This window comes from Pseudomonas sp. P5_B3, assembly GCF_056400405.1.
On record NZ_JBFULI010000001.1, the window covers coordinates 90,126 to 111,460 of the forward strand.

The following is a 21,335-nucleotide window of genomic DNA, read 5'->3' on the forward strand; positions in this document are numbered from 1 at the left end:
CGAACCGGCGGATCGACCCGTTACGCATCCGGTCGCGTACCCAGACCCATCGCCTGTCGGGCAAACCAGCGTTTGGCCGGTGGCAACAGATCGAGGCCGAGCAGTCCGATGTTGCGCCCCAGGGATACCAGCGGCTGAGTACTGCCGAACAGGCGCGTGACCTGATCGGAGAAGCCTACGGTGAGATTTTGATCCAGACGCTGACGCTCGCGATAAGCCTGCAACGTGGCGAAGTCGCCCAGCGGTTTGTCGCTGGCGAGCAGTGCTGCGGCCAAGGCATCGGCATCGCGCAGGGACAGGTTGAACCCCTGGCCGGCAATCGGATGCAGGCTGTGCGCCGCATTGCCGAGCACCGCCAGGTGCGGACGCACCTGTTCTTCGGCTTCGACCAGCGTCAGCGGATACAAGTGCCGTGCACCGACCTGCTTCAACGTGCCGAGGCGATAACCGAATACGCCCTGCAATTCACTGAGGAAACTGCGCTCATCAAGGGCCGCCAGGCGTTGCGCGTCCATGCCCAGGCGGGTCCAGACCAGTGCGCAGCGATTATCCGGAAGCGGCAGCAACGCCATCGGGCCTTCGTCGGTGAAACGCTCGAAAGCCATGCCGTTGTGGGCTTCGCTCGGGGTGATGTTGGCGATCAGCGCGCTCTGGTTGTACGGACGCTTGCGGATGCCGATCCCCAATTGCTCGCGCAGGCCGGAGCGGCCACCATCGGCGAGCACTGCGAGGTCGCATTCCAGGGTGGTTTCATCATTGAGGGTCAGGCGATAGCCATCGGTCAGCGGCTCCATGCGGGTGACTTCCGCCGGGCAGCGCCAACTGATCACGTCCTTGTCCAGGCCTTGCCACAGGCATTGGCCGAGCCAGGCGTTTTCAACGACATAACCCAGTGCTGGAACGCCCTCTTCCATCGCCGACAACCGCGCCGTCGAGAAACGCCCACGGTCGGAAACATGAATCTGCTTGATCGGTTCGGCGCGGCGGGAGACTTCCTGCCAGACGCCCAGCCGTTGATAAATTTGCCGGGAACCGAAGGACAACGCCGAAGAACGGGCGTCGTAACTCGGTTGATACGTGTCGCCGGGGGCGAACGGTTCGATCAGCACGATCTTCCAGCCCCGGGCCTTGGCTCCAGCTTGCAGGGCCAGCGCCAGACTCGCACCGACCAGCCCGCCACCGATGATTGCCAGATTGACTCGACTCATGCCGCTTGTGTCCGCGCGGCGGCCATCAGGGCCTCGATCTCGGCGACGGTTTTCGGCACGCCGTTCGTCAATATTTCACAGCCGGTTTTGGTGACCACTACGTCGTCCTCGATGCGCACGCCAATGCCGCGCCATTTCTTCGCCACGCTCTGGTTGTCCGCAGCGATATAGATCCCCGGCTCCACGGTCAGCGCCATGCCGACTTCCAGCACGCGCCATTCGCCGCCGACCTTGTATTCGCCGACGTCATGTACATCCAGGCCCAGCCAGTGACCGGCGCGGTGCATGTAAAACGCTTTGTAGGCTTCGCTGGCGATCAGTTCGCCAACATCGCCCTGAAGCAGCCCCAGCTTGACCAGCCCGGCCGTTATGACCCGGACCGTCGCTTCGTGAGCCTGGTTCCAGTGTTTGTTCGGGGCGATTTCGGCAAAGGCAGCCTCCTGTGAGGCCAGCACCAATTCGTAAATCGCTTTCTGTTCCGCTGAATACTTGCCGCTGACCGGAAAGGTCCGGGTGATGTCGCTGGCGTAACAATCGATCTCGCAACCGGCATCGATCAGCACCAGATCACCGTCCTTGAGCACCGCGTCATTCTGCTGGTAATGCAGGATGCAGCTGTTGCGCCCCGCCGCGACGATCGACCCGTAGGCCGGCATCTTCGCCCCGCCCTTGCGGAATTCGTAATCGAGCTCGGCTTCCAGGCTGAATTCGTGCAACCCGGCGCGACAGGCCTGCATTGCCCGTACGTGCGCCCGGGCGGAAATCCGCGCCGCCTCGCGCATCACTTTTACTTCTGCCGCCGATTTATACAGGCGCATGTCGTGCAGCAGATGATCCAGGGCAACGAATTCGTTCGGCGGCTGGGCACCAAGGTTGGCCTTGGAGCGGATCACGTTGATCCACTCCATCAGGTGGCGGTCGAATTCGGGATTGCTGCCCATGGCCGAATACACCCGGTCACGGCCTTCGATCAGGCCCGGCAGGATGTCGTCGATATCGGTGATGGGAAAGGCGTCGTCGGCGCCGAAGTCGCGAATCGCGCCTTCCTGCCCGGCACGCAGACCATCCCACAGCTCGCGCTCGGCGTTACGTTCGCGGCAGAACAGGATGTATTCGCCATGCACACGCCCCGGCATCAACACCAGCACGGCCTGGGGCTCGGGAAAACCGCTGAGGTACTGAAAGTCGCTGTCCTGACGGTAAACGTGCTCGACGTCGCGGTTACGAATGGCCACCGCGGCGGCGGGCAGGATGGCGATGCTGTTGGGTTCCATCTGCGCCATCAGGGCCTTGCGGCGACGGCTGTATTCCGATTTCGGGATGTGGATCATGGGCAGATGGCGTTCCCTGGCAAACGATTAGTGCAGAGACGGCTTGGCGGCGGCCGACACGTCTTTTTTGGTCTCGGAGAACAGCAGCAGCGGTGCGACGCGCAGGTATTCCATGACTTCCATGTAGTCGCTCTCGCCGTCTTCGGACTCTTCCAGGGCATCCTGCACCTGGGAAATGGCCGCGAGGTCCTGCAACACTTCGGTGGCCTCGGTGCTCAGCATGCTGCTGTCACGGCAATTCAGGCCGAAACCGCTGAGGAAGCCCTGGCACCACTGGCCCAGTGCGACGGCACGCTCGGTGAGCGGGGCGTCGTCGGTCGGCAACAGCAGAACGACGGTCACGTCATCGCCGGTGAGCTCGCCCTTGACCATCTCTTGCAGGCCGATCAGGGCGTTGCGAACGTTGTCCTGCGGCTCGCTTTCGAGCAGTTCGGCGGCGTCGATCAGCCAGCCTTCGGCGTCGAAACCGGCGCCGGCGCAGCTGCGACCGAGCAACAGGCCATGCAGTTCGGCAGGCGAGACGTTGTGACCGCTGGAAGTCAGCAGGGTGGCGAAGCCTTGGTACGGGGAATTCTGAATGGTCATGGGCAGCTAGGCGCCAGACGGCGCTATGTCTAGAATGAAGGCCTTGTATCCTACATCGACTACCCCTGTAGGAGCGAGCTTGCTCGCGATGAACCCGAGAACACCACGGGGTGTCAGGGACCCGGCGTTAACGTTGGCGACCATCGCGAGCAAGCTCGCTCCTACAAGTCCAACACCCATCAGACAGTGAAGACAATGGAAGACACCGACCTGCAAGCGCTGATGGCCAGACTCGAGCTGCTGATTACACGAGTCGAGCAACTTAAGAGTCAAAACGGACTCTTACTAGCTCAGGAAAAGACCTGGCGCGAGGAACGCGCGCACCTCATTGAAAAAAACGAAATCGCCCGGCGTAAGGTCGAATCGATGATTTCGCGCCTCAAGGCCCTGGAGCAAGACTCATGAGTTCAAGCAATAGCGTCACCGTGCAGATCCTCGACAAAGAGTATTCGATCATCTGCCCTCAGGAAGAGCGCAGTAATCTGGTCAGCGCTGCCCGTTATCTGGACGGCAAGATGCGCGAGATCCGCAGCAGCGGCAAAGTCATCGGCGCCGACCGTATCGCCGTGATGGCAGCGCTGAACATCACCCACGACCTGCTACACAAGGAAGAACGCCCGGATATCCAGGCCAGCGGTTCGACCCGCGAACAGGTGCGTGACCTGCTCGATCGTGTCGATCTGGTGCTCGCCACCGATCCGGACGTCACCAAGGGCTGATTCGCGCCGCCGCTTGCGGTATAATCCCCTCACTCCCTGGGGTGCTTGCCAGTTGGCGATGTCCCTGAGCCGATTTGCTATACCCTGGAGGTTGCACGTTGGGCTGGTGTGCATGTCCGCTAGACGGAAAGCCTTAAAGCCTACTGCATCTTCCACCTTGAACTTTCGGGTTCAAGGGCTAAGTCGACAGCGGCACATTCGGGGAGCCTGATTTCCAGTCCAATGCCGGTTTTGATACCGGCATTGGCGTTTTTACGGGTACGCTTCACGTATCCGCACTGTTGAAGCCCGAATACATGACCGAACCTGCGCTGCTCCCCCGCCCGCAACTTCGACGCATGCTGCGCAAGGCCCGCCGCGCACTGACCCCCAGCCAGCAGCGCCAGGCCGCTCGCGGGCTGTACAGGCAATTGGCCCAGCAACCGCTGTTCCGCCGCGCCAGACACATCTCGCTCTACTTGCCGACCGACGGTGAAATCGATCCACGCCTGTTGCTGCGTGCCGCACAGCGCCGGGGCAAGGCCACCTATCTGCCGGTCCTGAGCGCCTGGCCGCGAACCAAAATGGTGTTCCAGCGCATCCGACCCGGGGAAAAGCTCAAACCCAACCGCTTCCGCATTCTCGAACCACGGGCCAACCTCGCCCGGCAACGCAAGATCTGGGCGCTGGACCTGGTGTTGTTGCCCTTGGTGGGGTTTGACGATGTCGGCGGACGCTTGGGGATGGGCGGCGGTTTCTATGATCGGAGCCTGGCCTACCTGGCGCGACGAAACGACTGGCGCAAGCCGACGCTGTTGGGACTTGCCCATGAATGTCAGAAGGTGGGGCGATTGGCTCAGGCAAGCTGGGATGTGCCGCTACAAGGAACGGTGACGGACAAGGCCTGGTATTACGCAGGGTAGGCGCCACTTCGATCAGCGACGCCGAGGCAACAGGATCAGCGCTTGAAGGCTGTCGACTGTTGCTGCAATTGGGCGAGCTCGACTGGTGCATCGGTCTTGCTGGCCCACAGGCTTTGGGCATAGCCAGTGGTCACGACGCCAAGGCCAAACAAAATGACCAAAATCCATAGTAAATCCGGTTTGCGTTTCATCGATTACCCCCCAAAGGCATATCTACACGATGACAGCAGCGGTTTCCGTTTGTAGGCCGTGCAGCAGCGTCAAGCTTTAAAGGCCGGCATTTTGCGACAACGTGAACCGCTGCGCAAATGCTGACGTCAACCGACTGTCGGTTTGTCATAAAATTGCCGACAAGCTGCTCAATCACCACGCAAGGAGCAACAGACATGGCCTATTGGCTGATGAAATCCGAGCCCGACGAACTCTCGATCAAAGGACTGGAAAAGCTCGGTAAAGCGCGCTGGGACGGGGTTCGCAACTATCAGGCACGCAATTTCCTGCGGGCCATGGCGGTGGGGGACGAGTTCTTTTTCTATCATTCCAGCTGCCCTGAGCCTGGTATTGCCGGAATCGGCAAAATTATCGAAGCCGCGTATTCGGACCCGACGGCACTGGAGCCGCAGAGCCATTATTTTGACCCGAAGGCCACCCCGGACAAAAATGCCTGGAGCGCGATCGATGTCGCGCATGTCGAGACGTTTGTCCGGGTGTTGAAGCTGGATTACCTGAAGCAGCAGACGGCGCTGGCCGAGTTGCCGCTGGTGCAGAAAGGTTCGCGGCTGTCGGTGATGCCAGTAACCCCGGAGCAGTGGGCGGCGGTGATCGCTTTAAAACCTTGAGTCATTTATCGCCAAGACTGGCCTAATCGCGAGCAAGCTCGCTCCCACAGTGGATTTGTGTTGAAGCACAATCACATATCCATCACAGAACCCTGTGGGAGCGAGCTTGCTCGCGATKAGGCCGGCAGGAGCAGCGAAAAACTTACTGAATGATCAAGTTGTTGAACAACAAGTCCTCAACCACCGGCTTACCGGTTTCGTCGTTCATCACCTGCTGGGTCTGCTTCAACGCTTCCTGACGCAGCTTTTCCTTGGCCTCGACGTTGTTCATCGTCTCGGTAGTCTGCTGGGCGAACAGCGCGACCAATTGATTGCGGATCAAAGGCTCATTGGCCTTCACCGCTTTGGCCGCCTCGTCACCGGTCACCCGCAACGCCACATCGGCCTTGTAGACCTTCAGTTTCGGCGTGCCGTCCAGCCCGTAGTTACCCACGAACGGCGGGCTCAGGGTGATGTAACTGACCTTCGGAGCTGCATCCTCTTTGGCTTCTTCGGCCACCGCTGTCACAGGCAGAGACAGGGCCAGCATCAACATGATCCACGCTTTCAAAATTCGCTCCTTATCCGGTTTGCGGCCTAGCATAACGACCCGTCACGCCAGCACAAGCTTATGGCTGACTATCAGGGCCAGGCATGCTCGTTGACCCATCAACTCACACACCTACACTTATCGGCCATCACTCCCAAAGGAATAGCCCTGATGAAAGCCGTGCTGTGCAAAGCCTTCGGCCCTGCCGAATCGCTGGTGCTGGAAGACGTCGCCAGTCCTGTCGCGAAGAAGAATGAAATCCTGCTGGACGTGCACGCCGCCGGGGTCAACTTCCCCGACACGTTGATCATCGAGGGCAAATACCAATTCAAGCCGCCCTTCCCGTTCTCTCCGGGTGGCGAAGCGTCCGGTGTGGTCAGCGCCGTGGGCGAAAAGGTCAGCCACTTGAAAGTCGGTGACCGGGTCATGGCCCTGACCGGCTGGGGCAGCTTTGCCGAACAGGTCGTCGTGCCGGGCTACAACGTGTTGCCGATCCCGCCGTCCATGGACTTCAACACCGCCGCCGCCTTCAGCATGACCTACGGCACCTCGATGCACGCCCTCAAGCAGCGCGGCAACCTGCAACCTGGCGAAACCCTGCTGGTGCTTGGCGCCTCCGGCGGTGTCGGCCTGGCGGCGGTGGAAATCGGCAAAGCCATGGGCGCCCGGGTGATCGCCGCAGCCAGCAGCGCAGAGAAACTCGCCGTGGCCCAGGCCGCCGGCGCCGACGAACTGATCAACTACAGCGAAACCAGCCTGAAGGACGAAATCAAGCGCCTGACCGACGGCCAGGGCGCTGACGTGATCTACGATCCGGTAGGCGGCGACCTGTTCGACCAGGCCATCCGCGCCATCGCCTGGAACGGCCGCCTGCTGGTGGTCGGTTTTGCCAGTGGGCGCATTCCTGAGCTACCGGTGAACCTGGCCCTGCTCAAGGGCGCAGCAGTGCTCGGCGTGTTCTGGGGCTCGTTCGCCCAACGTCAGCCGCAAGACAACGCGGCGAACTTCCAGCAACTGTTCGGCTGGTTTGCCGAAGGCAAGTTGAAACCGCTGGTGTCGCGGGTTTATCCATTGAGCAATGCGGCGCAAGCCATCAATGATCTTGGCCAACGCAAGGCGGTCGGGAAGGTTGTTGTGCAGGTTCGCTGAGCGAGGCAAGCGATCTGAACTTCGAAAGACGTCATTCAGATCGCTTTTCATTGGCACGTAGATCAAAGCAACTGGCGAAGATCTTCAGGCAAAAAGCTCATGTGTTGCGAACCAGTCTCCAGTCAGGGCCGCGCGACATTCGCCTGGTCAGACTTCGATTTACAGCGCTTGAGCCGCGCCTCCAGATTCCGGTCTGGCATGGCGTGGCTGCGCAGGGCATGCGCGGTCTGCTCGACATAATCGCGAGTGGTTCCGTAGCGCCCGCAGGCGTTTTCGAACACATGGCTCAGAACATGGTCCGGCAAGTTGCCGGCATAACTGGGCAGGTGTCGCTCCAGCACAAAACCCAATGCCTGTACCTGGCTGCCATCTTCGAGACGGCAGTTGAGCCAGTGCGGGCGGTAGGAAGGGAATGGCATCTCGCGCTGCCAAAGTGCATAAAGCGATGCTTCGAGTTGCTCTTCGGGCAAGCGATAGGCGAAACCGCTGCAAGAACCGCCGCGATCCAGGCCAAACACCAGGCCGGGCATTTCCGGTGTGCCGCGATGTTCGTGGGACCACAGGTATAACCCGCGATGGTAGCCATGCACCCGGCCGCGAACCCGTTCAACCGCCGTGCATTCAGGTCGCCAGATCAGCGAACCATACGCAAACAGCCACACCGGCCCGCCCTTGTGGCGCGCCATGGTCGATTGCATCGAGCTGAGCAGTTGTTCGTGAGTGAGCTGCGGCCCCAGATCGAGCCGCGGAGGGTAAGCCAGATTCAAAAAAGCAGATTCAATGGCGCTCATGGCAACAGTTGTTCGGCCCCGCAAGCATTACAAAATGTAAACACTATTAATGTAATAGAACATATAGCAGTAAAGGTAAAACTAAAAGTGATAAAGGACGTTTACCTGACTGTCTATATACCCTAATGTCATTCTGCAAATATCTTAAATACCAGAATGAAATATGCATAAGCATTGAGTCCTTCCGGGAATAAAGCCGCCTGCCAGAAACGTCCTACTCCCCCTTCAGATTTGTCGCCTTCCGGCCTCCATCGGGCGTCGCGTATAACGGCCACACAGGCGCAAGCCAGACTGCCTTCACAGGGGGCCGCCGATGAAAAAACCATGGTTTTACGCAGTGCTGTCGATGGTCTTGGCGCCATTGGCGCTGGCACAGCATGCAAGCTCAAACGACACCGGTTCCTGGTATTTGCAGACCAGTGTTTATACGAAGCACTATTCGCCCGACCCCAGGCACAACAACAATCAGGATCTTATTGGTCTTGAACGTATCGATGCGTCCGATTGGCTGTTTGGCGCTGCCACTTTTCGCAATTCGTACAGTCAGCGCTCACATTATGTCTACGCGGGTAAACGCTACGAAAGCGCCTCCTATCCCGTGTATATCAAATTCACGGGCGGCCTGCTGGAAGGCTACCGTGGCAAACATAAGGACAAGATCCCCCTGAATCGCTTCGGGGTCGCACCGGCGATCATCCCCTCACTGGGCACACATTACGGTCCGGTGGCAGCCGAGCTGGTGTTGCTCGGCTTCAACGCCGCCATGGTGACCACTGGCGTGCGCTTCTGACCCCTCGCTGACCTACGAGCGTGGTGCGTAGGCAAAAACGTCGGCACGCATCTGATGCGCATCCATTCCCGCTTCCACCAGCGCATCCAGCGTGCCGTAGACCATGGCCGGAGAGCCGCTGGCGTACACGTGCAGCGGCTTGAGGTCAGGGAAGTCTTCACAGACCGCTTCATGCAACATGCCGCAACGCCCTTCCCAGTTGCATTGATCGCTGACGACCTTGTGCAGGAACAGATTGGGCAGCTTCAGCCATTCGTCCCAATGCTCGACTTGATAAAAGTCTTCTGGACGACGCACGCCCCAATACAGGTGCACCGGATGTTTGAAACCCGAGGCCCGGCAATGTTCGATCAGGCCATGGATCTGGCCCATGCCGGTGCCAGCGGCGATCAGCACGAGAGGACCGTCCGGCAACTCTTCCAGGTGGGTATCGCCAAACGGCAACTCGACCCGCACCATGCTGTTGCGCTGAAGCTGTTCGATCAGACCCAGCGCACTGGATTCGCGCGCCAGCACGTGGATTTCCAGGTCGCGTCCCGCATGCGGTGCCGAGGCGAGGGAGAAGGCGGACTTTTCGCCGTTCTCGCGTTCGATCATCAGGTACTGACCGGCGTGGTAGCGTGGCGGTTTACCGGCCGGAGCCCGCAGACGCACGCGCCAGGTGTCGCCGCCCACGTCCTTGCACTCAATGACCTGACACGACACGCTGCGCACCGGCAGTTCTCCCAAGGCGAGCACGCCATCCCACAGCACGATGCAGTCTTCCAGCGGCTCCGCTATGCAAGTGTAGAACTCGCCATGATCACGCACATTGCCGGCCTGCTCGACCCGCCCTTCCACCAGCAGCGCGGCGCACACGTGGCAATTGCCGTTGCGGCAGCTTTGCGGGCATTCGTAGCCCAGACGTCGTGCGCCATCGAGAATCCGCTCGCCGGGCAATATCTCAAGCACTGCTCCGGAGGGCTGCAAGGTTACACGCATCAATCTATTCCTAACTGATTCCAGATGGCATCGATCCGCTGGGTCACGGCATCGTCCTTGACGATGACCCTGCCCCACTCGCGGGTGGTTTCGCCCGGCCATTTATGTGTGGCATCGAGGCCCATTTTCGAACCCAGGCCGGACACCGGCGAAGCGAAGTCCAGGTAGTCGATCGGCGTGTTGTCGATCATCACCGTGTCGCGCTTGGGATCCATGCGCGTGGTGATGGCCCAGATCACGTCGTTCCAGTCCCGGGCGTTGATATCGTCGTCGGTGACGATAACGAACTTGGTGTACATGAACTGTCGCAAAAACGACCAGACACCCAGCATTACCCGCTTGGCGTGGCCCGGATACGACTTCTTCATGGTCACGATGGCCATGCGGTACGAGCAGCCTTCGGGCGGCAAGTAGAAATCGGTGATCTCCGGGAACTGCTTCTGCAGGATCGGCACGAACACTTCGTTCAGCGCAACGCCGAGAATCGCCGGTTCATCCGGTGGACGGCCGGTGTAGGTGCTGTGGTAGATCGGTTTGATCCGGTGGGTGATGCGCTCGACGGTGAATACCGGGAAGCTGTCGACTTCGTTGTAGTAACCGGTGTGGTCGCCGTACGGGCCTTCATCGGCCATTTCGCCCGGATGGATCACGCCTTCGAGGATGATTTCGGCGGTGGCCGGCACTTGCAGGTCATTGCCGCGGCATTTCACCAGCTCGGTGCGGTTGCCGCGCAACAGGCCGGCGAAAGCGTATTCGGAAAGGCTGTCGGGAACCGGAGTCACGGCACCAAGGATGGTTGCCGGGTCCGCGCCCAATGCCACAGATACCGGGAACGGCTGGCCGGGATGCTTCTCGCACCATTCGCGGTAATCCAGCGCGCCGCCACGATGGCTCAGCCAGCGCATGATGACCTTGTTGCGACCGATCACTTGCTGACGATAGATGCCGAGGTTCTGGCGATCCTTGTTCGGGCCTTTGGTGACGGTCAGGCCCCAGGTGATCAACGGGCCAACGTCGCCCGGCCAGCAGGTCTGCACCGGCAACATGGCCAGGTCGACGTCGTCGCCTTCGATGACCACTTCCTGGCACACCGCGTCCTTGACGACTTTCGGCGCCATCGAAATGATCTTGCGGAAGATCGGCAGCTTGGACCAGGCATCCTTCAAGCCTTTCGGCGGCTCGGGTTCCTTGAGGAACGCCAGCAGCTTGCCGATTTCGCGCAGTTCGCTGACTGCCTCGGCGCCCATGCCCAATGCCACGCGCTCGGGGGTGCCGAACAGGTTGCCGAGCACGGGAATGTCATAACCGGTGGGTTTTTCGAAAAGCAGGGCCGGACCCTTGGCGCGCAAGGTGCGGTCGCAGACCTCGGTCATTTCCAGTACTGGGGACACCGGAACCTGGATGCGCTTGAGTTCACCGCGCTGTTCCAGGCCGCTGATAAAGTCGCGCAAGTCGCGATACTGCATGCGTGAGCCTCGTGTTGGCCGTGGCGTTCGGGGCAGGCAGTTTAGCGCCGAACCCTTCGGTTCAGAACCACGAACTGCCACCTGATCAAAAATCGGATAGCAAAAAGCCGGGTTTCCCCGGCTTTTTGTGCCTGCTCGACTTACTTGCGCTTCATCGACAGGAAGAACTCATCGTTGGTCTTGGTCGTTTTCAGCTTGTCGACCAGGAACTCGATGGCAGCGATTTCATCCATCGGGTGCAGCAGCTTGCGCAGAATCCACATGCGCTGCAGCTCGTCGTCGGCGGTCAGCAACTCTTCGCGGCGGGTGCCGGAACGGTTGATGTTGATGGCCGGGAACACGCGCTTTTCAGCGATACGACGATCCAGCGGCAGCTCCATGTTGCCGGTGCCTTTGAATTCCTCGTAGATCACTTCGTCCATCTTCGAGCCGGTTTCAACCAGCGCGGTGGCGATGATGGTCAGCGAGCCGCCTTCTTCGATGTTCCGCGCGGCGCCGAAGAAACGCTTCGGTTTCTCCAGGGCGTGGGCATCGACACCACCGGTCAGTACCTTGCCGGAGCTCGGGATCACGGTGTTGTAGGCGCGAGCCAGACGGGTGATGGAGTCGAGCAGGATCACCACGTCTTTCTTGTGCTCGACCAGGCGCTTGGCCTTCTCGATCACCATTTCGGCAACCTGCACGTGGCGGGTTGGCGGCTCGTCGAACGTCGAGGCAACCACTTCGCCGCGCACGGTGCGCTGCATTTCGGTCACTTCTTCCGGACGTTCGTCGATCAGCAGCACGATCAGGTGAACTTCAGGATTGTTACGCGCGATGTTCGCGGCAATGTTCTGCAGCATGATCGTCTTGCCCGCTTTCGGCGGTGCAACGATCAGGCCGCGCTGGCCTTTACCGATCGGGGCGCACAGGTCGATGACTCGACCGGTCAAGTCTTCGGTGGAACCGTTGCCGGCTTCCATCTTCATGCGCACGGTCGGGAACAGCGGGGTCAGGTTCTCGAAGAGAATCTTGTTTTTCGCGTTTTCCGGACGGTCGAAGTTGATGGTGTCGACCTTGAGCAACGCGAAATAACGCTCGCCTTCCTTCGGAGGACGGATCTTGCCAACGATGGTGTCACCGGTGCGCAAGTTGAAACGACGGATCTGGCTCGGCGAGACGTAGATATCGTCCGGACCGGCGAGATAGGAAGCGTCAGCGGAGCGCAGGAAGCCGAAGCCGTCCTGGAGAATCTCCAGCACGCCATCACCGGAGATTTCCTCACCGCTTTTCGCGTGCTTCTTGAGCAGGGAGAAAATCACGTCCTGCTTGCGCGAACGGGCCATATTTTCTATGCCCATCTGTTCGGCCAATTCGAGCAGTTCGGTAATCGGCTTTTGCTTGAGTTCAGTCAGATTCATATAGGAATGACGTAATCATTTATGGAGGGGGGAAATTAAGCTTTTGGCTTAATGAGGCCGCGCCGCGGAGAAGGCGACAGGATCGCGTACTTATTCGAAAAGGAGTGCGTCGGCGACGGCTAGCAGGGGGCAATGGAGAAACCAGTGCGGGGCCGAATGTACCACCTGAGTTTAGGAGCGTCTAGCCCTGAATACGCAAAAAGCCCCGCTATTTGCGGGGCTTATTCAGGACACTTTGCGGCGACGCTTAGATGTTGGCGTCGAGGAAAGCAGCCAGTTGCGACTTCGACAGTGCGCCGACCTTGGTCGCTTCAACGTTGCCGTTCTTGAACAGCATCAGGGTCGGGATACCGCGCACGCCGTGCTTGGCCGGGGTTTCCTGGTTTTCGTCGATGTTCAGCTTGGCAACGGTCAGCTTGCCTTTGTAGGTCTCGGCAATTTCGTCCAGAACAGGAGCGATCATTTTGCAAGGGCCGCACCACTCAGCCCAGTAATCGACCAGTACAGCGCCTTCAGCCTTGAGTACGTCGGCCTCGAAGCTAGCGTCGCTAACGTGTTTGATAAGATCGCTGCTCATGGAATTCTCCAGGGTTGTAAGCAAAAAAACGTGGCCCATCATAGCCGCCCTTCCCTCGTTCAGGAAGGTGCAGTTGATTGACTCTCGCTATGGTGTTCCATGAGTTTGGGTATAGCCCAGGTCACGCCGTGGCGGGAGCGACGAAGGCGATTCCAGTGCGCAACGCCGCGTTACGCACATGCTCGTGCATGGCTTTCTGCGCGGCGCCAGAGGCTCGGCGCGCCAGCGCGCGAAGGATCTTGCGGTGTTCCTGCCAGGTTTCCATGGCCCGTTCGGCCCGGATGAACGGTAGCTTCTGACTCTCCAGGAAGATGTCGGCACTGGCAGTCAGGATACTCAGCATCGCCTGATTGCCGCTGGCCAGCAGGATGCGTCGGTGGAATTCAAAGTCCAGCCGCGCCGCCGCTTCGAAATCGGCGGCTTTCAGTTCGTTGCGCATGGCGGCGACATTGTCTTGCAGCGCATCGAGTTCATCGGTGCTCAAGGTCACGGCCGCCAGCCCCGCGGCAAACCCCTCCAGCGCGTAGCGCAACTGGAAGATATCCAGCGGCGAAGCCTGCGCCGCGAACGGCCAGCCTGGCGCTGCTTCGCCTCGCGGCAGCTCCACCGGCGCCTGCACGAACACGCCCTTGCCCGGCTGGATGCTGATCACGCCCAGCGCACTCAACGATGACAACGCCTCGCGCAACGACGCCCGACTAACTCCCAATTGCACCGCCAGGTCCCGTTGCGAGGGCAAGGCATCCCCCGGTCCGAAGCCCTGCTCGGTAATCAGTTTGCGGATGGCCTGCAGCGCCACTTCAGGTACGGCACGGGAGATCGAATTCATGGTTTTCCAAACGAACCAGGACAATGTGCGCTCAGTTGTAAAGCTATTCACTACGCCCGGCAAGTCGTGCCCCATGGGGGTTCGACAATTTTCCTGGCTGCGCTATCGGGGTGCGAAATACAACCTGACTGTTCAGACCAGTAAGACCGTTCCGCACCAGCAAAACCGCGCTCTGGCGCCCCCAAAACCCTAAGTTGGCATGGCCCATGCTCTGTCGATCCGCAGAAATCACTCCTCGTCGATTCGGAGATTTGCCATGACCCAGCGTTACCGCGCCCTCCTCGCTGCCCTGTTTGCCAGCCTGCTGTTGAGCCAGGTCCCCGCCCACGCCGACGGTCTGGACGATGTGGTCAAGCGCGGCGTCCTCAAGGTCGCCGTGCCCCAGGACTTCCCGCCCTTCGGCTCGGTCGGCCCGGACATGCAACCCCGGGGACTCGACATCGACACCGCGAAACTGCTGGCCGACCAACTCAAGGTCAAACTCGAACTGACCCCGGTCAACAGCACCAACCGCATCCCGTTCCTCACCACCGGCAAGGTCGACCTGGTGATCTCCAGCCTCGGCAAGAACCCGGAACGCGAAAAAGTCATCGACTTCTCCCGCGCCTACGCGCCGTTCTACCTCGCCGTGTTCGGCCCGCCAGACGCCAATGTCAAAGGTCTGGACGATCTCAAGGGCAAGACCATCAGCGTCACCCGCGGCGCCATCGAAGACATTGAGCTGACCAAGGTCGCCCCCGAAGGCGTGACCATCAAGCGCTTCGAAGACAACAACTCGACCATCGCCGCGTATCTCGCGGGCCAGGTCGACCTGATCGCCAGCGGCAACGTGGTGATGGTGGCGATCAGCGAGAAAAGTCCGAAACGCGTGCCAGCGCTGAAAGTGAAGCTCAAGGATTCGCCGGTCTACGTCGGCGTGAACAAGAACGAGCCGGCGCTGCTGGATAAGGTCAACCAGATCCTCATCACCGCCAAGAGCGACGGCGCACTGGAGAAAAACGCCCTGACCTGGCTGAAAGAACCGCTGCCGGCCGATCTCTGATTCGGCGCGCTGGAGACGTTTTATGGCTTATCAGTTCGATTTCCTGCCGGTGGTGAACAACACCGACCTGTTGCTGCGTGGTGCATTGTTCACCCTTGAGCTGACAGCGATCGGCGCTGTGCTCGGCGTGGGGCTGGGCATCGTCGGGGCGCTGGTGCGAGCGTGGAACATCCGGCCTTTCGCGGGGATTTTCGCGGTCTATGTCGAGTTGATCCGCAACACACCATTTCTGGTGCAGTTGTTTTTCATCTTCTTCGGTTTGCCGTCCCTGGGCGCGCAGATCTCCGAATGGCAGGCGGCGGTGTTGGCGATGGTCATCAACCTCGGCGCCTATTCCACCGAGATCATCCGCGCCGGCATCCAGGCGATTCCCCGAGGCCAGCTGGAAGCCGCGGCGGCACTGGCGATGACGCGCTTCGAAGCGTTCCGCCATGTGGTGCTGCTGCCAGCATTGGGCAAAGTCTGGCCGGCGCTGAGTAGCCAGATCATCATCGTCATGCTCGGCTCGGCGGTGTGTTCGCAGATCGCCACCGAAGAGCTGAGTTTCGCTGCCAACTTCATTCAATCGCGCAACTTTCGCGCTTTTGAAACCTACGCCCTGACCACGCTGCTGTACCTGTGCATGGCGCTACTGATCCGCCAGTTGCTGAACTGGATAGGCCACCGCTTCATTGCAAGGAGCAGCCGATGAGCGACTTCACCTTCTGGGACATCGTGCGCAACCTGCTCATGGGCCTGCAATGGACGCTGGCGCTGTCGCTGGTGGCGTTCATTGGTGGCGGGCTGATCGGCTTGCTGATCATGGTCATGCGCATTTCGAAAAAGTCATTGCCGCGCAGTTTCGCCCGCACTTACATCGAACTGTTCCAGGGCACGCCGCTGTTGATGCAGCTGTTCCTGGTGTTTTTCGGCGTGGCGCTGGCCGGGCTGGAGATTTCGCCGTGGATGGCGGCCGCAATCGCGCTGACGCTGTTCACCAGTGCTTACCTGGCGGAGATCTGGCGCGGTTGCGTCGAGTCGATTCCCAACGGCCAATGGGAGGCTTCGTCGAGCCTGGCGTTGAATCCGTTGGAGCAGTTGCGCTACGTGATCCTGCCGCAAGCCCTGCGTATCGCCGTGGCGCCGACGGTGGGCTTCTCCGTGCAAGTGATCAAAGGCACCGCCGTCACCTCGATCATCGGTTTCACCGAACTGACCAAGACCGGCGGCATGCTCGCCAACGCCACCTTCGAACCCTTCATGGTCTACGGCCTCGTCGCTCTCGGCTATTTCCTGCTCTGTTATCCCTTGTCGCTCAGTGCGCGCTACCTGGAAAGGAGACTGCATGCCTCTGCTTAGAATTTCCGCCCTGCATAAATACTACGGCGATCACCATGTGCTCAAAGGCATCGACCTGAGCATCGAGGAAGGCCAGGTGGTGGCGATCATCGGCCGTAGTGGTTCGGGCAAATCCACCCTGCTGCGCACCCTCAACGGCTTGGAGTCGATCAACGACGGCGTGATCGAAGTCGACGGCGAATACCTCGACGCTGCCCGTGCCGATCTGCGCAGCCTGCGGCAGAAGGTCGGCATGGTGTTTCAGCAGTTCAACCTGTTCCCGCACCTGACCGTGGGCGAAAACGTCATGCTCGCGCCGCAAGTGGTGCAAAAAGTACCGAAAGCCAAGGCCGCCGAACTGGCGCGACAAATGCTGGAACGGGTCGGGCTGGGGGAAAAGTTCGATGCCTTCCCGGATCGGCTGTCCGGTGGCCAGCAACAGCGGGTGGCGATTGCCCGTGCCCTGGCGATGTCGCCGAAAGTGCTGCTGTGCGATGAAATCACCTCAGCCCTGGACCCGGAGCTGGTCAATGAAGTACTGAGCGTGGTCCGGCAACTGGCCAGGGAAGGCATGACACTGATCATGGTCACCCACGAAATGCGCTTCGCCCGGGAAGTTGGGGACAAGCTGGTGTTCATGCACCTGGGCAAGGTGCATGAGGTTGGGGATCCGAAAGTACTGTTCGCCAACCCGCAGACGGCGGAGCTGGCGAATTTCATTGGTACTGTGGAAGCGACAGTCTGAAAGTTCTTGAGGGCCTGTGATGGCCCCATCGCGGGCAAGCCCGCTCCCACAGGGTTCTATGTTGGAACAGGATTGTGTGTCCGACGCAAAAACCGGTGGGAGCGAGCTTGCTCGCGATTGACCGCGCAGCGGTCACCGACTTTGCTGCACTGGATCAAGGCATTGAACACTGTGCGTTGGCGCCAGCCCTTGATCGTGGCACGATGTCGAGGTTATCGACCGAGACTCCTGACCATGCCGCAATCCCAAGCCAAGAATCTGTCCCTGATCGCCGCAATCGACCTGGGCTCCAACAGCTTTCACATGGTCGTGGCCAAGGCCCAGAACGGTGAAATCCGTATTCTCGAACGTCTCGGGGAGAAGGTTCAACTGGCCGCCGGCATCGACGAAGAACGCCATCTCAGCGAAGAATCCATGCAGCGCGGGCTCGACTGTCTCAAGCGCTTCGCCCAACTGATCAGCGGTATGCCCACCGGCGCCGTTCGCATCGTCGGCACCAACGCCTTGCGTGAAGCCCGCAACCGCGCCGACTTCATCCGTCGCGCCGAAGAAATCCTCGGCCACCCGGTGGAAGTCATTTCCGGTCGTGAAGAAGCGCGCCTGATCTACCTCGGCGTGTCCCACACCCTCGCCGATACCCCGGGCAAGCGCCTGGTGGCCGACATCGGCGGCGGCAGTACCGAATTCATCATTGGCCAGCGCTTCGAACCGCTGCTGCGCGAAAGCCTGCAGATGGGTTGCGTCAGCTACACCCAACGCTATTTCAAGGACGGCAAGATCACCCCGGCCCGTTACGCCCAGGCGTACACCGCGGCGCGGCTGGAGATCATGAGCATCGAGCACGCCTTGCACCGCCTGACCTGGGATGAAGCCATCGGTTCCTCGGGCACCATCCGCGCCATCGGTCTGGCGCTGAAGGCTGGCGGCCACGGCACCGGCGAGGTCAATGCCGAAGGCCTGGCCTGGCTCAAGCGCAAACTGATCAAGCTGGGCGATGTCGAGAAAATCGATTTCGAAGGAATCAAACCGGATCGCCGGGCGATTTTCCCGGCCGGCCTGGCGATCCTCGAAGCGATCTTCGATGCCCTCGAACTGCAACGCATGGATCACTGCGAAGGCGCCCTGCGCGAAGGCGTGCTCTATGACCTGCTGGGCCGCCATCATCACGAAGACGTGCGCGAGCGCACCCTCACTTCGCTGATGGAGCGCTACCACGTCGATCAAGAGCAAGCGGTACGGGTCGAGCGCAAGGCGCTGCATGCGTTCGATCAGGTGGCCGCGGACTGGGATCTGGAAGACGGCGTCTGGCGCGAACTGCTCGGCTGGGCGGCCAAGGTCCATGAAGTGGGCCTGGACATCGCTCACTACCAGTACCACAAGCACGGCGCCTACCTGATCGAGCACTCCGACCTCGCCGGGTTCTCCCGCGAAGACCAGTTGATGCTCGCGCTACTGGTGCGCGGCCATCGTCGCAACATTCCCAAGGACAAGTTCGCCGAGTTCGGCGATGACGGCACCAAGCTGATTCGCCTGTGCGTGCTGCTGCGATTTGCGATCCTGTTCCACCACATCCGTGGCACCCAGCAAATGCCCCAGGTGGAACTGAACGCCTATGGCAACAGCCTGGAAGTGGTGTTCCCGGACAACTGGCTGGACGAAAACCAGCTGACCCAGGCCGACTTCGCCATCGAAGCGGAATGGCTCACTCGCGTCGATATTGTGCTGAACGCACGCTGAAATTGAAAAAGGCCTTCTTCGGAAGGCCTTTTTTGTATTCGAGATTCTGCAGACACAGCTAAACCTGTAGGAGCGAGCCTGCTCGCGATGGCGTCGGATCAGCCAACATTGATGTCAACTGACACTCCGCTATCGCGAGCAGGCTCGCTCCTACAGGGTATATGCGTTACCGGACGGCCAGGATCGGACTACCCAAACGCTCCAGTAACGTAGCCTGGGCGCTGCGCGGGTTCTGGTTGCCGGTCGGCGTGTTACGGACATAACGACCGTCCGACTGCAGACTCCAGCTGTGGGTGTTATCGGTCAGATACAACTCCAGTTCTTTCTTGACCCGCATGATCAGCTTCTTGCCTTCCACCGGGAAGCAAGTCTCGACGCGCTTGTCGAGATTGCGCTCCATCCAGTCGGCACTGGACAGGAACATCTGCTCGTCACCGCCATTGAGGAAGTAGAAGACCCGGGTGTGCTCCAGGAAGCGGCCAATGATCGAACGCACGTGGATGTTGTGGGAAACCCCGGTGATACCCGGCCGCAGGCAGCACATGCCACGCACCACCAGATCGATGCGCACGCCTGACTGGCTGGCCTTGTACAGCGCGCGGATGATCTTCGGATCGGTCAGCGAGTTGAATTTGGCGATGATGTGCGCCGGTTTGCCGTCGAGGGCGAACTGGGTCTCGCGGGCAATCATGTCGAGCATGCCCTTTTTCAGGGTGAACGGCGCATGCAGCAACTTCTTCATGCGCAGCGTCTTACCCATGCCGATCAACTGGCTGAACAGTTTGCCAACGTCTTCGCACAAGGCATCGTCGGAGGTCAGCAGGCTGTAGTCGGTGTACAGGCGGGCGTTGCCGGCGTGGTAGTTACCCGTGCCGAGGTGCGCGTAACGCACGATCTCGCCGGCCTCGCGGCGCAGGATCAGCATCATCTTGGCGTGGGTCTTGAAGCCGACCACGCCATAGATGACCACTGCACCGGCCGCTTGCAGACGGCTGGCCAGTTGCAGGTTGGATTCTTCGTCGAACCGCGCACGCAGTTCGATCACCGCCGTGACTTCCTTGCCGTTACGCGCCGCATCCACCAGCGCATCGACGATTTCCGAGTTGGCGCCGGAACGGTACAGCGTCTGGCGCACCGCCAATACGTGCGGGTCCTTGGCGGCCTGGCGCAGCAGGTCGACCACCGGGGTGAACGACTCGAACGGGTGCAGCAGCAGGATGTCCTGCTTGCTGATCACGCTGAAAATGTTCTCGCTGTTTTGCAGCAGTTTCGGAATCTGCGGGGTGAACGGCAGGTATTGCAGCTCGCGCTGGCTGTCGAGGCCAGTGATGCTGAACAGCCGCGTCAGGTTCACCGGACCGTTGACCTGATACAACTCGGTCTCGCTCAGGTTGAACTGCTTGAGCAGGTAGTCGGACAGGTGTTTCGGGCAAGTGTCAGCCACTTCCAGGCGCACCGCATCGCCGTAGCGACGGGAGAACAGTTCGCCGCGCAAGGCGCGGGCCAGGTCTTCGACGTCTTCGGAATCCAGCGCCAGGTCGGCGTTCCGGGTCAGGCGGAACTGGTAGCAGCCCTTGACCTTCATCCCCTGAAACAGGTCATCGGCGTGGGCGTGGATCATCGACGACAGGAACACATAGTTGTCGCCTGCGCCGCCGACTTCTTCCGGCACCTTGATGATGCGCGGCAGCAGGCGTGGCGCCGGGATGATCGCCAGGCCGGAATCGCGGCCAAAGGCGTCGATGCCCTCGAGCTCGACGATGAAGTTCAGGCTCTTGTTCACCAGCAACGGGAACGGGTGCGTCGGGTCGAGGCCGATTGGAGTGATGATCGGTGCGATCTCGTCGCGGAAATAACGACGCACCCAGGTCTTGAGCTTGGTCGTCCAGTAGCGGCGACGGATGAAGCGGACCTGATGTTTTTCCAGCTCCGGCAACAGAATGTCGTTGAGGATCGCGTACTGGCGATCGACGTGACCGTGAACCAGTTCACTGATGCGGGCCAGGGCCTGGTGCGGTTGCAGACCATCGGCGCCAGCCTGTTCACGGGCGAAGGTGATCTGCTTCTTCAGGCCGGCGACACGAATTTCGAAGAACTCGTCCAGGTTGCTGGAGAATATCAGCAGAAACTTCAGCCGCTCCAGCAACGGGTAGGACTCGTCCAGCGCCTGCTCCAGCACGCGGATGTTGAACTGCAGTTGCGAGAGCTCGCGGTGGATGTACAGGCTGCTGTCATCCAGACCGGGAATGGCCACCGCCGGCGCTGGCGCAGCGGCAGCGGTTTCGACGACCGCCGCGGGCGGAGCTGGCTCCAGCTCCGGCGGGGTCTCGTCGACCTGCTCCACCACGGGTTGAGCGTCTTTAACGGCAACTTCAGTGAGTACTTCGGTATTCATCGA

23 protein-coding genes and 1 other RNA gene are annotated in these 21,335 nt (G+C 60.3%); 12 read left to right on the forward strand and 12 right to left on the reverse strand.

Translation table 11 applies throughout. The features are described from left to right. Positions 1-20: 20 nt before the first annotated feature. The 3 genes from ubiH to AC1DRN_RS00425 are packed head-to-tail and all read right to left on the reverse strand — an operon-like array spanning position 21 to position 3,124. A complete protein-coding gene (ubiH, locus tag AC1DRN_RS00415; protein ID WP_223456532.1) occupies positions 21-1,208 on the reverse strand; it encodes a 2-octaprenyl-6-methoxyphenyl hydroxylase in 1,188 nt (395 codons plus the stop codon). Then, positions 1,205-2,539 carry a Xaa-Pro aminopeptidase gene (pepP, locus tag AC1DRN_RS00420; protein WP_223456530.1) on the reverse strand — a complete coding sequence of 445 codons (1,335 nt, stop codon included), beginning with the start codon at positions 2,537-2,539 and terminating at the stop codon, positions 1,205-1,207. Before pepP ends, ubiH begins: the two co-directional genes overlap by 4 nt. 27 nt (positions 2,540-2,566) lie before the next feature. Then, positions 2,567-3,124 (reverse strand): YecA/YgfB family protein, encoded by a 558-nt coding sequence (locus AC1DRN_RS00425; RefSeq protein ID WP_223456527.1) that lies wholly within the window; start codon positions 3,122-3,124, stop codon positions 2,567-2,569. Positions 3,125-3,319: 195 nt separating this feature from the next. Between AC1DRN_RS00425 and AC1DRN_RS00430 the strand changes: the two genes are divergently transcribed. The 4 genes from AC1DRN_RS00430 to AC1DRN_RS00445 all read left to right on the forward strand — a co-directional run bounded on the left by AC1DRN_RS00430 (position 3,320) and on the right by AC1DRN_RS00445 (position 4,745). Next, on the forward strand, positions 3,320-3,529 hold the full coding sequence (locus AC1DRN_RS00430) for a TIGR02449 family protein (RefSeq protein WP_007982902.1): 210 nt from the start codon (positions 3,320-3,322) through the stop codon (positions 3,527-3,529). Then, positions 3,526-3,843 carry a cell division protein ZapA gene (locus tag AC1DRN_RS00435; RefSeq protein ID WP_008055229.1) on the forward strand — a complete coding sequence of 106 codons (318 nt, stop codon included), beginning with the start codon at positions 3,526-3,528 and terminating at the stop codon, positions 3,841-3,843. Before AC1DRN_RS00430 ends, AC1DRN_RS00435 begins: the two co-directional genes overlap by 4 nt. Before the next feature lie 30 nt (positions 3,844-3,873). After that, a non-coding RNA gene (gene ssrS / locus AC1DRN_RS00440) (6S RNA) lies at positions 3,874-4,052 on the forward strand. Between the two features lie 87 nt (positions 4,053-4,139). Beyond that, on the forward strand, positions 4,140-4,745 hold the full coding sequence (locus tag AC1DRN_RS00445; RefSeq protein WP_223456525.1) for a 5-formyltetrahydrofolate cyclo-ligase: 606 nt from the start codon (positions 4,140-4,142) through the stop codon (positions 4,743-4,745). 35 nt (positions 4,746-4,780) lie between these two features. On the opposite strand, the gene AC1DRN_RS00450 is transcribed toward AC1DRN_RS00445, so the two are convergent. Then, on the reverse strand, positions 4,781-4,936 hold the full coding sequence (locus tag AC1DRN_RS00450; protein ID WP_007978897.1) for a hypothetical protein: 156 nt from the start codon (positions 4,934-4,936) through the stop codon (positions 4,781-4,783). 195 nt (positions 4,937-5,131) lie between these two features. Here AC1DRN_RS00450 and AC1DRN_RS00455 point away from each other — a divergent pair, with 195 nt between their 5' ends. Next, entirely contained in the window at positions 5,132-5,584 is a 453-nt protein-coding gene (locus AC1DRN_RS00455; protein WP_223456523.1) for an EVE domain-containing protein, read from the forward strand. 142 nt (positions 5,585-5,726) lie between these two features. Here AC1DRN_RS00455 and AC1DRN_RS00460 read toward each other — a convergent pair whose 3' ends face one another. Next, positions 5,727-6,134 carry a flagellar basal body-associated protein FliL gene (locus AC1DRN_RS00460; RefSeq protein ID WP_223456521.1) on the reverse strand — a complete coding sequence of 136 codons (408 nt, stop codon included), beginning with the start codon at positions 6,132-6,134 and terminating at the stop codon, positions 5,727-5,729. A 150-nt stretch (positions 6,135-6,284) separates the two neighbouring features. Between AC1DRN_RS00460 and AC1DRN_RS00465 the strand changes: the two genes are divergently transcribed. Then, positions 6,285-7,262 carry an NADPH:quinone oxidoreductase family protein gene (locus AC1DRN_RS00465; protein WP_223456519.1) on the forward strand — a complete coding sequence of 326 codons (978 nt, stop codon included), beginning with the start codon at positions 6,285-6,287 and terminating at the stop codon, positions 7,260-7,262. Between the two features lie 122 nt (positions 7,263-7,384). On the opposite strand, the gene AC1DRN_RS00470 is transcribed toward AC1DRN_RS00465, so the two are convergent. After that, positions 7,385-8,053 carry a gamma-glutamylcyclotransferase gene (locus AC1DRN_RS00470; RefSeq protein ID WP_223456517.1) on the reverse strand — a complete coding sequence of 223 codons (669 nt, stop codon included), beginning with the start codon at positions 8,051-8,053 and terminating at the stop codon, positions 7,385-7,387. A gap of 313 nt (positions 8,054-8,366) precedes the next feature. Here AC1DRN_RS00470 and AC1DRN_RS00475 point away from each other — a divergent pair, with 313 nt between their 5' ends. Beyond that, a complete protein-coding gene (locus tag AC1DRN_RS00475; RefSeq protein WP_223456514.1) occupies positions 8,367-8,843 on the forward strand; it encodes a sn-glycerol-3-phosphate transporter in 477 nt (158 codons plus the stop codon). A gap of 12 nt (positions 8,844-8,855) precedes the next feature. On the opposite strand, the gene AC1DRN_RS00480 is transcribed toward AC1DRN_RS00475, so the two are convergent. The 5 genes from AC1DRN_RS00480 to AC1DRN_RS00500 all read right to left on the reverse strand — a co-directional run bounded on the left by AC1DRN_RS00480 (position 8,856) and on the right by AC1DRN_RS00500 (position 14,096). After that, positions 8,856-9,824 (reverse strand): CDP-6-deoxy-delta-3,4-glucoseen reductase, encoded by a 969-nt coding sequence (locus tag AC1DRN_RS00480; RefSeq protein ID WP_223456512.1) that lies wholly within the window; start codon positions 9,822-9,824, stop codon positions 8,856-8,858. Then, positions 9,824-11,290, reverse strand: coding sequence for a 4-hydroxy-3-polyprenylbenzoate decarboxylase (gene ubiD / locus AC1DRN_RS00485; protein ID WP_108217171.1), 1,467 nt, complete (start codon positions 11,288-11,290; stop codon positions 9,824-9,826). Before ubiD ends, AC1DRN_RS00480 begins: the two co-directional genes overlap by 1 nt. A gap of 140 nt (positions 11,291-11,430) precedes the next feature. Next, positions 11,431-12,690, reverse strand: coding sequence for a transcription termination factor Rho (gene rho / locus AC1DRN_RS00490; RefSeq protein WP_057712815.1), 1,260 nt, complete (start codon positions 12,688-12,690; stop codon positions 11,431-11,433). A 247-nt stretch (positions 12,691-12,937) separates the two neighbouring features. Continuing rightward, a complete protein-coding gene (trxA, locus tag AC1DRN_RS00495; protein WP_003206727.1) occupies positions 12,938-13,267 on the reverse strand; it encodes a thioredoxin TrxA in 330 nt (109 codons plus the stop codon). A gap of 121 nt (positions 13,268-13,388) precedes the next feature. Then, positions 13,389-14,096: a FadR/GntR family transcriptional regulator gene (locus tag AC1DRN_RS00500; protein ID WP_223456510.1), complete on the reverse strand. Its 708-nt coding sequence runs from the start codon at positions 14,094-14,096 to the stop codon at positions 13,389-13,391. A gap of 256 nt (positions 14,097-14,352) precedes the next feature. Here AC1DRN_RS00500 and AC1DRN_RS00505 point away from each other — a divergent pair, with 256 nt between their 5' ends. The 5 genes from AC1DRN_RS00505 to ppx all read left to right on the forward strand — a co-directional run bounded on the left by AC1DRN_RS00505 (position 14,353) and on the right by ppx (position 18,937). Further along, positions 14,353-15,138, forward strand: a complete 786-nt coding sequence (locus tag AC1DRN_RS00505) for a transporter substrate-binding domain-containing protein (RefSeq protein ID WP_223456508.1) — start codon at positions 14,353-14,355, stop codon at positions 15,136-15,138. Positions 15,139-15,160: 22 nt separating this feature from the next. After that, positions 15,161-15,829 (forward strand): amino acid ABC transporter permease, encoded by a 669-nt coding sequence (locus AC1DRN_RS00510; protein ID WP_223456506.1) that lies wholly within the window; start codon positions 15,161-15,163, stop codon positions 15,827-15,829. Next, a complete protein-coding gene (locus AC1DRN_RS00515; RefSeq protein ID WP_223456504.1) occupies positions 15,826-16,476 on the forward strand; it encodes an amino acid ABC transporter permease in 651 nt (216 codons plus the stop codon). The genes AC1DRN_RS00510 and AC1DRN_RS00515 overlap by 4 nt, the downstream gene beginning before the upstream one ends. Continuing rightward, positions 16,463-17,200 (forward strand): amino acid ABC transporter ATP-binding protein, encoded by a 738-nt coding sequence (locus tag AC1DRN_RS00520; RefSeq protein ID WP_223456502.1) that lies wholly within the window; start codon positions 16,463-16,465, stop codon positions 17,198-17,200. The genes AC1DRN_RS00515 and AC1DRN_RS00520 overlap by 14 nt, the downstream gene beginning before the upstream one ends. A 234-nt stretch (positions 17,201-17,434) precedes the next feature. After that, positions 17,435-18,937 (forward strand): exopolyphosphatase, encoded by a 1,503-nt coding sequence (gene ppx, locus AC1DRN_RS00525; RefSeq protein ID WP_223456500.1) that lies wholly within the window; start codon positions 17,435-17,437, stop codon positions 18,935-18,937. A 166-nt stretch (positions 18,938-19,103) separates the two neighbouring features. On the opposite strand, the gene ppk1 is transcribed toward ppx, so the two are convergent. Then, positions 19,104-21,332: a polyphosphate kinase 1 gene (gene ppk1 / locus AC1DRN_RS00530; RefSeq protein ID WP_223456497.1), complete on the reverse strand. Its 2,229-nt coding sequence runs from the start codon at positions 21,330-21,332 to the stop codon at positions 19,104-19,106. Positions 21,333-21,335 lie beyond the last annotated feature (3 nt).

Coding starts and splice junctions, on each gene's coding strand:
- AC1DRN_RS00515 (WP_223456504.1), top strand. CDS start 15,826: ATGAGCGACTTCACCTTCTGGGACATCGTGCGCAACCTGCTCATGGGC.
- trxA (WP_003206727.1), bottom strand. CDS start 13,267: ATGAGCAGCGATCTTATCAAACACGTTAGCGACGCTAGCTTCGAGGCC.
- AC1DRN_RS00500 (WP_223456510.1), bottom strand. CDS start 14,096: ATGAATTCGATCTCCCGTGCCGTACCTGAAGTGGCGCTGCAGGCCATC.
- AC1DRN_RS00520 (WP_223456502.1), top strand. CDS start 16,463: ATGCCTCTGCTTAGAATTTCCGCCCTGCATAAATACTACGGCGATCAC.
- ubiH (WP_223456532.1), bottom strand. CDS start 1,208: ATGAGTCGAGTCAATCTGGCAATCATCGGTGGCGGGCTGGTCGGTGCG.
- AC1DRN_RS00465 (WP_223456519.1), top strand. CDS start 6,285: ATGAAAGCCGTGCTGTGCAAAGCCTTCGGCCCTGCCGAATCGCTGGTG.
- ppk1 (WP_223456497.1), bottom strand. CDS start 21,332: ATGAATACCGAAGTACTCACTGAAGTTGCCGTTAAAGACGCTCAACCC.
- pepP (WP_223456530.1), bottom strand. CDS start 2,539: ATGATCCACATCCCGAAATCGGAATACAGCCGTCGCCGCAAGGCCCTG.
- ppx (WP_223456500.1), top strand. CDS start 17,435: ATGCCGCAATCCCAAGCCAAGAATCTGTCCCTGATCGCCGCAATCGAC.
- rho (WP_057712815.1), bottom strand. CDS start 12,690: ATGAATCTGACTGAACTCAAGCAAAAGCCGATTACCGAACTGCTCGAA.
- AC1DRN_RS00475 (WP_223456514.1), top strand. CDS start 8,367: ATGAAAAAACCATGGTTTTACGCAGTGCTGTCGATGGTCTTGGCGCCA.
- AC1DRN_RS00505 (WP_223456508.1), top strand. CDS start 14,353: ATGACCCAGCGTTACCGCGCCCTCCTCGCTGCCCTGTTTGCCAGCCTG.
- AC1DRN_RS00450 (WP_007978897.1), bottom strand. CDS start 4,936: ATGAAACGCAAACCGGATTTACTATGGATTTTGGTCATTTTGTTTGGC.
- AC1DRN_RS00510 (WP_223456506.1), top strand. CDS start 15,161: ATGGCTTATCAGTTCGATTTCCTGCCGGTGGTGAACAACACCGACCTG.
- AC1DRN_RS00470 (WP_223456517.1), bottom strand. CDS start 8,053: ATGAGCGCCATTGAATCTGCTTTTTTGAATCTGGCTTACCCTCCGCGG.
- AC1DRN_RS00480 (WP_223456512.1), bottom strand. CDS start 9,824: ATGCGTGTAACCTTGCAGCCCTCCGGAGCAGTGCTTGAGATATTGCCC.
- AC1DRN_RS00455 (WP_223456523.1), top strand. CDS start 5,132: ATGGCCTATTGGCTGATGAAATCCGAGCCCGACGAACTCTCGATCAAA.
- AC1DRN_RS00435 (WP_008055229.1), top strand. CDS start 3,526: ATGAGTTCAAGCAATAGCGTCACCGTGCAGATCCTCGACAAAGAGTAT.
- AC1DRN_RS00425 (WP_223456527.1), bottom strand. CDS start 3,124: ATGACCATTCAGAATTCCCCGTACCAAGGCTTCGCCACCCTGCTGACT.
- AC1DRN_RS00430 (WP_007982902.1), top strand. CDS start 3,320: ATGGAAGACACCGACCTGCAAGCGCTGATGGCCAGACTCGAGCTGCTG.
- AC1DRN_RS00445 (WP_223456525.1), top strand. CDS start 4,140: ATGACCGAACCTGCGCTGCTCCCCCGCCCGCAACTTCGACGCATGCTG.
- ubiD (WP_108217171.1), bottom strand. CDS start 11,290: ATGCAGTATCGCGACTTGCGCGACTTTATCAGCGGCCTGGAACAGCGC.